At 68.5% G+C, this 8584-nt stretch carries 8 protein-coding genes and 1 pseudogene; all 9 read right to left on the reverse strand.

What is annotated here, in order from left to right; all coding sequences use genetic code 11:
• Positions 1 to 47: 47 nt before the first annotated feature.
• A complete protein-coding gene (locus E1J61_RS24470) occupies positions 48 to 860 on the reverse strand; it encodes an ABC transporter ATP-binding protein (RefSeq protein WP_133096543.1) in 813 nt (270 codons plus the stop codon).
• A gap of 116 nt (positions 861 to 976) precedes the next feature.
• Positions 977 to 2020 carry an ABC transporter substrate-binding protein gene (locus E1J61_RS24475; RefSeq protein ID WP_133096544.1) on the reverse strand — a complete coding sequence of 348 codons (1044 nt, stop codon included), beginning with the start codon at positions 2018 to 2020 and terminating at the stop codon, positions 977 to 979.
• A 218-nt stretch (positions 2021 to 2238) separates the two neighbouring features.
• Entirely contained in the window at positions 2239 to 3270 is a 1032-nt protein-coding gene (locus tag E1J61_RS24480) for a tripartite tricarboxylate transporter substrate binding protein (protein ID WP_133096545.1), read from the reverse strand.
• A gap of 47 nt (positions 3271 to 3317) precedes the next feature.
• Complete coding sequence (locus E1J61_RS24485; protein ID WP_133096546.1) at positions 3318 to 4286, reverse strand: hydroxymethylglutaryl-CoA lyase; 969 nt, start codon at positions 4284 to 4286, stop codon at positions 3318 to 3320.
• Complete coding sequence (locus E1J61_RS24490; protein ID WP_133096547.1) at positions 4283 to 5479, reverse strand: CaiB/BaiF CoA-transferase family protein; 1197 nt, start codon at positions 5477 to 5479, stop codon at positions 4283 to 4285. Before E1J61_RS24490 ends, E1J61_RS24485 begins: the two co-directional genes overlap by 4 nt.
• A 186-nt stretch (positions 5480 to 5665) precedes the next feature.
• Entirely contained in the window at positions 5666 to 6571 is a 906-nt protein-coding gene (locus tag E1J61_RS24495; protein ID WP_063238140.1) for a LysR substrate-binding domain-containing protein, read from the reverse strand.
• A gap of 56 nt (positions 6572 to 6627) precedes the next feature.
• The gene (gene recR / locus E1J61_RS24500) at positions 6628 to 7254 is read right to left on the reverse strand and encodes a recombination mediator RecR (protein WP_133096548.1); all 627 of its coding nucleotides are present in this window, start codon (positions 7252 to 7254) and stop codon (positions 6628 to 6630) included.
• An 8-nt stretch (positions 7255 to 7262) separates the two neighbouring features.
• A complete protein-coding gene (locus tag E1J61_RS24505; RefSeq protein ID WP_012353187.1) occupies positions 7263 to 7595 on the reverse strand; it encodes a YbaB/EbfC family nucleoid-associated protein in 333 nt (110 codons plus the stop codon).
• A gap of 73 nt (positions 7596 to 7668) precedes the next feature.
• Positions 7669 to 8584: pseudogene (locus tag E1J61_RS24510) on the reverse strand (DNA polymerase III subunit gamma/tau); the annotation flags it as partial.

Here is an 8584-nt window from a genome sequence, read left to right on the forward strand (position 1 = left end):
TTCGGTTGTCGTTCGGTTGTCGTTGTGATGACGTAGCAATGGCAGGCTCAGGCCACCTTGAGCTGCTGCGCATAGCCCTTGAGCACTTCCTCGCGCAGCACGTCCCAGATCGCGGCGTGCAGTTCGACAAAGCGCGGATGATTGCGGATCTCGGCCACGTCGCGCGGGCGCGGCAGGTCGATGGCGAACTCGCCGATCGGATGCGTGGCCGGGCCTGCCGACAGCACCACCACGCGGTCGCTCATGGCGATGGCCTCGTCGAGGTCGTGGGTGATGAACAGCACCGCCTTGCGCTTCGCGGCCCACAGGTCCAGCACCTCGTTCTCCATCAGTTGTCGCGTCTGGATATCGAGCGCCGAGAACGGCTCGTCCATCAGGATGATGTCCGGGTCCAGCACCAGCGTCTGCGCCAGCGCCACGCGCTTGCGCATGCCGCCGGAGAGCTGGTGCGGATAGCGGTCGCCGAAGCCGCCCAGGCCCACGCGGCGCAGCCATTCCTCGCCCTGCCGCACGGCCTCGGCGCGCGCCACGCCGCGGAATTCGAGCCCGGCGACGACGTTGTCGAGCGCGCTGCGCCACGGCATCAGCGCCTCGGTCTGGAACATGTAGCCGGCGCGCCGGTTGATGCCGCGCAGCGGCTCGCCGAACACGCGTACCTCGCCGCTGGAAGGCTCCAGCAGACCCGCCCCGACGTTCAGCAGCGTCGACTTGCCGCAGCCGGTCGGGCCGACCACCGAGACGAACTCGCCCGGCTGGATCGACAGCGTGACGTCCTTGACCGCGGTATAGCGCTGACTGCGGTCATCGCGCGAGACAAAGGTGCAGGTGACCTTGTCGAGGGAAAGTGCGGGAATGCTCATGGTGCACCGTGTCGTTCGCCATTCGTGCCGCTGGCGAGTGATGAGGGAATGCCTGCCGCTGCCGCAAAGCAAAGGCCCGCTGCGGGCAGCGGGCCGGTGGCGTGCGCGACGCGGTCTTACTTGTACTTGGCGTTGGCCTTCTGCACGAAGGCGTTGGTATAGGTCTCTTCCAGCTTGATCGGCTTGCCCTTCAGTTCGGCGTCGAACTGCTGCAGCGTGTTCAGCGCGGTGCGCGGACCATCGGCCGGCATGGTGCCGTCCGGCGAGATCGCTTCCTTGACCTTGTCCCACGCGGCCAGGTACAGCGCGCGGTCGCCCAGCAGGTAGCTTTCCGGCACGGTCTTGACGATGTCGGACGGGCCGGCCTTCTGCAGCCACTTCAGCGCGCGCACCATGGCATTGGTCAGCGCCTGCGTGGTGTTGGGATTCTGCTGGATAAAGGCCTGCGATGCATACAGGCAGCCCGACGGCATGTTGCCGCCAAACACCGCCTGCGTGTCCTTGAGCGTGCGCGTGTCCGAGGCGATGCGCACCTCGTTCTTCTGCATCAGCATCGAGATCACCGGGTCGAGGTTGGCCATCGCATCGATCTGACCCGAACGCATCGCCGCCACCGCGCCGGCGCTGGCGCCCACGCCGATGAACGACACGTCCGACGGCTTCAGGCCATGCTTGGCCAGCACGAAGTTGGCCATCATGTTGGTCGACGACCCCGGCGCGGTCACGCCGATCTTCTTGCCCTTCAGGTCGGCGATCGACTTGAAGCTGGGCATGGTCTTGTTCGACACCACCAGCACGATCTGCGGCGCCCGGCCCTGCAGCACGAATTCCTGGTAACGCTGGCCCTTGCCCTGCAGGTTGATGGTGTGCTCGTAGGCGCCCGAAACCACGTCGGCGCTGCCGCCCACCACGGCCTGCAGCGCCTTGGCGCCGCCGGCGAAGTCGACGATCTCGACGTCCAGGCCTTCGTCCTTGAAATAGCCCTGGCGCTCGGCGATGGTCAGCGGCAGGTAGTAGAACAGGTTCTTGCCGCCGACCGCGATGGTGACCTTGGTTTTCTCCGGCTTGCCCTGCGCCTGCGCATGACCGAAGGTGAACCAGCCGGCCAGGAACAGCGCCAGCGCGATCAGGAACTGCTTCCAGAATTTCTTGTTATACATGCTTGTCTCCTACCCGTTTCCTGTCCGTTTGTTGTCCGTTTGTTGTCCATTTGGATTCGGACGGCGATGCGCGAAAGCACGGCGTGCCGCCGTGCGGCAAGTTGCGATGCTACCGGGTGGATGGAGGGTCCGCATCGGTATCTATACCTAGGCGGGCTCCTGGTGTGCTCCCCTCTCCCGCATGCGGGAGAGGGGAGACAACATCCGCGCTTCAATGCTTACTCAGCGTGAATATCCGCAGACTTGATCACCTTGCCCCAGCGCGCCAGTTCGGCCTTCTGGTACTGCGCCAGTTGCTGTGGGTTCATGTACTTCGCCTCGGCACCCAGTTCCTCCGCCTTCTTGCGGAAGGCTTCGGTGCGCATGATCTTCTCGATCTCGCCGGTCAGCTTGTCGACCACGGCCTTGGGCGTGCCGGCCGGCGCATACATCGCGAACCACGACGACACGTCGAGGTCGGGATAGCCCGCCTCGGGCGCCGAGGGCACGTCCTTCAGGCTGGGCAGGCGCGTCTTGCTGGTGACCACCAGCGGGCGCAGCTTGCCGGCGGCGATATGCCCCATCAGCGGCGGCGGCGTGGTCATGGTCAGGTCGACCGTGCCGCCCAGCAGGTCGGTGATGGCCGGCCCGGTGCCCTTGTAAGGAACGTGCGCGATCTTGGTGCCGGCCATCTGGTTCAGCAGCTCGGTCGAGACGTGCTGCAGCGAACCGTTGCCCGACGACGCGTAGTTGAGCTTGTCCGGGTTGGCCTTGGCGTACGCGACCAGTTCCTTCAGCGACTTGACTGGCAGGTTCTGGCGCACCACCAGCACCTGCGGCGCCGACAGGATATTGGCCACCGGCGCGAAGTCCTTGACCGGATCCCACGACAGGTTCTTCATTAGCAGCGGCGTGATCACGTGGAAGCCCGAGTACTGCAGCATCAGCGTGTAGCCGTCCGGCTTGGCGCGCGCCACCAGCTGCGCGGCAATTCCGCCATTGCCGCCGGGCTTGTTGTCGACCACCACCGGCTGGCCAAGCGCCTTGGACAGCGGCTCGGAAATCATCCGTGCCGCGATGTCGGTGGTGCCGCCTGCCGCGGCGGATACCACCAGCGTGACCGGGCGGCCGGGATAGGCGTCCTGCGCCAGCGCGGCAGGCGCCAGCCACGCGGTACCGAGCGCGGCCAGCGTGGCAGCGACGGCCTTGCGCCGGGCGATAAGGGTGGACGTGGCCGGCTTGGCAGCGTTGCGTTGAAGGGCTTGCTTCATGAGGGTCTCCATTTGTATTGCTGTCTTGTTGTTGTCGGGGTGCGGCGCTAGGCCTGCACCGCGAAATGCTCCGCCATCCATCCCGGCGGCTGGTGCGTGCGCAGGCGCGGGCCGGCGCTGAGCAACTGGCTGTGGATGTCGCGCCCGACCAGCGCCGGCAGGCCGGCCACCGCGCCGAGCAGCGCGCCGAGGTTGACCCCGGTCTGCACGCCCATGCAGTCGAACATGTGGACCAGGTCCTCGGTGCTGACATTGCCGCTGGCCCCGGGTGCATAGGGGCAGCCGCCGAGGCCGCCGGCGGCCGCGTCGAAGCGGGTTACGCCGGTCTCCCATGCCGCCAGCGCGTTGGCCAGGCCCATGCCGCGCGTGTTGTGCAGGTGGATGGTCAGGCCGGTGCCGGGCAGCGCCGCCTGGAAGCGCTCGCACAGCGCGGCCACTTGCGTGGGATAGGCCATGCCGGTGGTGTCGCACAGCGTAATGCCCGCCGCGCCGGCTTCGGCGAAGCGCGTGGCCAGCGCCATCACCGCGCCGGCCTCGACCTCGCCCTCGAAGGGGCAGCCGAACACCGTCGACAGCGAGATATTGACCGGCACGCCGGCGGCGCTGGCGGCTTCGATCATCGCCAGCAACTGCGCCTGCGACTGCTCGCGCGTCATGCGCAGGTTGGCGCGGTTATGCGTCTCGCTGGCCGACATCACCAGGTTGACCTCGTCCGGCCGGCACGACAGCGCGCGTTCCAGCCCGCGCAGGTTGGGCACCAGCACGGTGTAGCGCACGCCGGGGAAGCGCTGGATCTGGTGCATCACCGCTTCGGCATCGGCGAGCGCGGGGATGGCGCGTGCCGACGTGAACGAGGTGGCTTCGATGCGGGCGAAGCCGCAGGCCGACAGCGCATCGACAAAGGCGACCTTGCCGTCGGTGGGCACCACCACCGGCTCGATCTGCAGGCCGTCGCGCGGCGCGACTTCATTGATTTCGACGCGGGCCGGGCCGCGCAGCTGGGCGGCGGCGCTCATGCGATCACCTTGCGCGCGCGCAGGTCGGCGATGGCGGCATCGTCGAAGCCCGCCTGCTTCAGCACCGCATCGGTATGCTCGCCCAACGTGGGCGCGCGGTCATGGATGCCGCCCGGGCTGGCCGACAGCTTGGGCACCACGCCCGGCACTTCCACGGTCAGGCCGCCGGCCGAGGTCACCGACTCGATCACGCCGCGGGCGCGGTAGTGCGGGTCTTCGGCAATATCCTTGACGGTATAGATGCGGCCCGACGGCACCTGCGCCTCGCGCAGCACCGCCAGCACCGATTCCACCGTCTGCGTGCGGGTCCAGTCGGCGATGGCGGCATCGATCTCGTCGACACGATTCACGCGGCCGTCGTTCTGGGCCAGCGCCGGGTCATCGGCCAGGTCGGGCCGGCCGATGGCCAGCATCATGCGCTTGAAGATGGCATCGCCGTTGGCCGCCACCAGCACGTATTCGCCGCTGCTGCAGGGATAGGCGTTGGACGGGGCGATGCCCGGCAGCGCGCCGCCGGCGGGCTGGCGCACCGCGCCGAAGGCGGAGTATTCCGGCAGCAGGCTTTCACTCAGGTTGAACAGCGATTCATACAGCGCCACGTCGATCACCTGGCCCTCGCCGCCGCGCGCATCGCGCTGGTACAGCGCCAGCAGCACGCCCATGGCGCCGTGCAGCCCGGCGATGGTGTCGCCCAGCGACAATCCGGCGCGCACCGGCGCGCGGCCCGGCTCGCCGGTCAGGTGACGCAGTCCCGCCATGGCCTCGGCCACCGCGGCAAAGCCCGGCTCGTCTTTCTTGGGACCGGTCTGGCCGTAGCCCGACACGCGCAGCATGATCAGGCGCGGGTTGTCGGCATGCAGCACGTCCCAGCCCAGGCCCCACTTTTCCATGGTGCCGGGGCGGAAGTTCTCGATCAGCACATCGGCCTCGGCGGCCAGCTTTCGCACCAGCGCCTGCCCTTCCGGCTGGCGCAGGTCGATGCAGATCGATTCCTTGTTGCGCGACTGTGCTTCCCACCACACCGACGTGCCCTCATGCAGCATGCGCCATTTGCGCAGCGGGTCGCCCTGCCCGGGCGGCTCTACCTTGATGATGTGGGCGCCGAAATCGGCCAGGGTTTTCGCGGCAAAGGGGCCGGCGATAAGTTGTCCGAGTTCGAGGACGCGGATGCCCTCGAGGATCTGTTGCGCCATGGCGTGTCTCCGTGCAATGCGGGGGATTCGTTGCGCCGCGGAAATTCGATCTGGTGATCGATACCGCCGCGTCTGTCATTGGCACGGAGTGTGCCCCAGCGAGGGGCGAGCCAGGAATCGGCAATCGGAGAAGCGGGCTTTCTCGGAACGCGAAAGGCTCCGGGGGGCACCTGGCGCCCCAGGACGTCAGAACGGCGCCTTGTCCCCGCAGAGATGGGTGATCAGCAGACGCGCCGACACCGTCAGGCCTGCAGGATCGCGCAGCCCGATCAGCAGCGAGCGGCGCGCCCACGCATCCTGCAGCGACACCAGCGACAAACCCATCGACTTGACGTGCGGCTCGGCCGCGATGCGCGGCAGCACGCCCACGCCGAGGCCGGCCATCACCATGCGGCACATGGCGTCGAAGCTGCGCACCTGGATGCGCAGCCGGAAGGGCCGGTCGAGCCGGCTGCTTTCTTCGAGCAGACGCGCCGCCAGCGAAGTTTCCTGCGGCAGGCTGACGAAGTCGAATTCGAGCGTATCGGCATACCGCACCGGGCCGCGTGCAGCCAACGGATGGTTGGGCGGCGTGATGATGACCAGTTCGTCCTGGCGGTACTCGACCGTCATCAGCCCCGCCGCTGGCGTGCGGTCGGCAAAGATGCCGACGTCGGCGCGGTTCTCCACCAGCGCGGCGACGATGTCGCGGCTGTTCTGTTCTTCCAGCTCGATGCGGATGGTGGGATGGCGCTGCATGAACGACGCCAGGTCGTCGGGCAGGAACTGCGTGATCGCCGACGTGTTGGCGCAGACGCGCACCTGCCCGCGCACGCCGGACGCATAGTCGGACATCACGCCAGCCATGCGCTCCACGTCCTGCAGGATGGTCAGCGCGTGGTGGAAGCAGGCCTGCCCGGCCTCGGTCAGCTGCACGCCGGCGGCATGGCGGAAAAACAGCGGCGCGCCCACCGCGGTCTCAAGGTCCGAGATGCGCTTGCTGGCGGCCGCCACCGCCAGGTGCGACTGGCGCGCGCCGGCCGAGATGCTGCCTTGGCGCGCCACGGCAACGAACAAGCCAAGCGTGACGAGATCGAAGCGGGCCAGGTTCATAGGACAGGCGGACGCGAAAAAGTCCGGCGCGGGCATGCCGCCCAGCGCCGCAGGGATCAGAGGTTGCGGCGGTCCATCACCGCGCGCGCGATGGTGCCGGCGTCGACGTATTCCAGCTCGCCGCCGACCGGCACTCCGCGCGCCAGGCGCGACACCTTGAGGCCGCGCGCCTTCAGCATTTCGCCGATGTAGTGCGCGGTGGCCTCGCCTTCACTGGTGAAGTTGGTGGCGACGATGACTTCGCCGACCGGCCCGCCCAGCTCCGGCTCGGTGGCGCGCGCCAGCAGCCGGTCCAGGTGGATCTCGCGCGGGCCGATGCCGTCCAGCGGCGACAGCCGGCCCATCAGCACGAAGTACTTGCCGCGGTAAGTGAGGGTCTGCTCGATCATGACCTGGTCGGCCGGCGTTTCCACCACGCACAGCAGCGCGGCGTCGCGGCGGTCATCCAGGCAGGTCTCGCAGATTTCCTGCTCGGTGAAGGTGTTGCAGCGCTGGCAGTGGCGGATATGGTCCGCCGCGCCGCGCAGCGCGTCGCCCAGCTTGCGCGCGCCCTCGCGGTCGTGCTGCAGCAGGTGGTACGCCATGCGCTGGGCCGACTTCGGCCCGACGCCCGGCAGCACCCGCAGCGCCTCGACCAGCGCCTGCAGCGAAGTCGGCGCGGAACCCTTCCCCCCCGCTTTCACGCTTGCCTTCAGAACGGCAGCTTGAAGCCCGGGGGCAGCGGCAGGCCGGAGGTCATCGAGCCCATCTTTTCCTGCGTGGTGGCCTCGGCCTTGCGCACGGCGTCGTTGAAGGCGGCGGCGACCAGGTCTTCCAGCAGGTCCTTGTCCTCGCCCTCGGCCAGCAGGCTGGGGTCGATGGTGACGCGCTTGACGTCGTTCTTGCAGGTCATGACCACCTTGACGAGACCGGCGCCGGACTGGCCCTCGACCTCGATCTGGGCCAGTTGCTCCTGCATCTTCTTCATGTTTTCCTGCATCTGCTGGGCTTGCTTCATCAGCCCGGCGAGTTGACCTTTCATCATGATGGAACGCTCCTGGATTCGGTAAAAAAATTCGGTGGTGGAAATTCGTGGCGGATGGCGCGGACTGGGGCTGTCAGGCCGCGCGCGGCTGGATCGAGCCCGGCACGATCTGGCCGCCAAAGTCGCGCAGCAGCCCTTGCACAAACGGATCGGCCTCGATCGCGGCCTCGGCTTCGCGCTGGCGCTCGGCACGGGCCTGGGCATCGGCCGCCGCGGCGGTGACCGCGACCGGGCCGACTTCGCACAGCACGCGCACGGGCTGGCCGAAGTGGTCGCACAGAACTTGCTGCAGGCGTTCGGCGACGCCATTCTCGCCGAGGGCGGCCACCGGGATGCGCAGGTTGAAGGTCTTGCCGACCACCTGCGTCAGTTCGCTCTGGTACGCCAGCTGTTGCGCCAGGCCCTTGAGCGGCAGGCCGGCAGCGAGCGCCGGCCAGTCGCCGGTGAAGACCGGCGGCGAGCCGTCTTCGGCCGGCGCGGGCGGGCGCGGGGCGACGTACTTGGCACCCTCGGCCGGTGCCGCGGGCGCAGCGGCCTCACGCACAGGTTCGGCTTCGCGTACGGGCGCGCTGGTGGCGCCGCTGCGTGGATTGACGCGGGCCGGCCGCTCGCTGAAACCGTTGTCGCTGAAGCCGTTGTCTCGCTCGTCCGCACGGAAACCGGGGTCGCTGTCATAGGGGCCGATCACCGGCAAGTCCGGCGGCAGGTCTTCCCATGGCGGCACATCGCTGCCGCCGGACATCTCCCACGGCGGCACCGATTCGGGTTCGGGCTGGCGAGCGGCCGGACCTGGCCTGGCGGGCGCGGCCGATGGCTGCGGCACAGCGCGCTGTGCCGGTGCCTGCGGTGCCGGCCGCGCAGGCGCCGCGGCGGGACGGCTGACGGCAGATGCACCGGGCGCGCGCAAGGGCTGTGCCGGCGGACGCTGCGCGGGAGCCGCTGCGGCGGCGGGCGCGGCAGGCGGCGGGGCATTGCGCGCGCCACCGCGC

Origin of the sequence: Cupriavidus sp. L7L, assembly GCF_004353535.1 — a bacterium.
Lineage (GTDB): Bacteria > Pseudomonadota > Gammaproteobacteria > Burkholderiales > Burkholderiaceae > Cupriavidus > Cupriavidus oxalaticus_A.

Coding starts and splice junctions, on each gene's coding strand:
- E1J61_RS24470 (WP_133096543.1), bottom strand. CDS start 860: ATGAGCATTCCCGCACTTTCCCTCGACAAGGTCACCTGCACCTTTGTC.
- E1J61_RS24475 (WP_133096544.1), bottom strand. CDS start 2,020: ATGTATAACAAGAAATTCTGGAAGCAGTTCCTGATCGCGCTGGCGCTG.
- E1J61_RS24480 (WP_133096545.1), bottom strand. CDS start 3,270: ATGAAGCAAGCCCTTCAACGCAACGCTGCCAAGCCGGCCACGTCCACC.
- E1J61_RS24485 (WP_133096546.1), bottom strand. CDS start 4,286: ATGAGCGCCGCCGCCCAGCTGCGCGGCCCGGCCCGCGTCGAAATCAAT.
- E1J61_RS24490 (WP_133096547.1), bottom strand. CDS start 5,479: ATGGCGCAACAGATCCTCGAGGGCATCCGCGTCCTCGAACTCGGACAA.
- E1J61_RS24495 (WP_063238140.1), bottom strand. CDS start 6,571: ATGAACCTGGCCCGCTTCGATCTCGTCACGCTTGGCTTGTTCGTTGCC.
- E1J61_RS24505 (WP_012353187.1), bottom strand. CDS start 7,595: ATGATGAAAGGTCAACTCGCCGGGCTGATGAAGCAAGCCCAGCAGATG.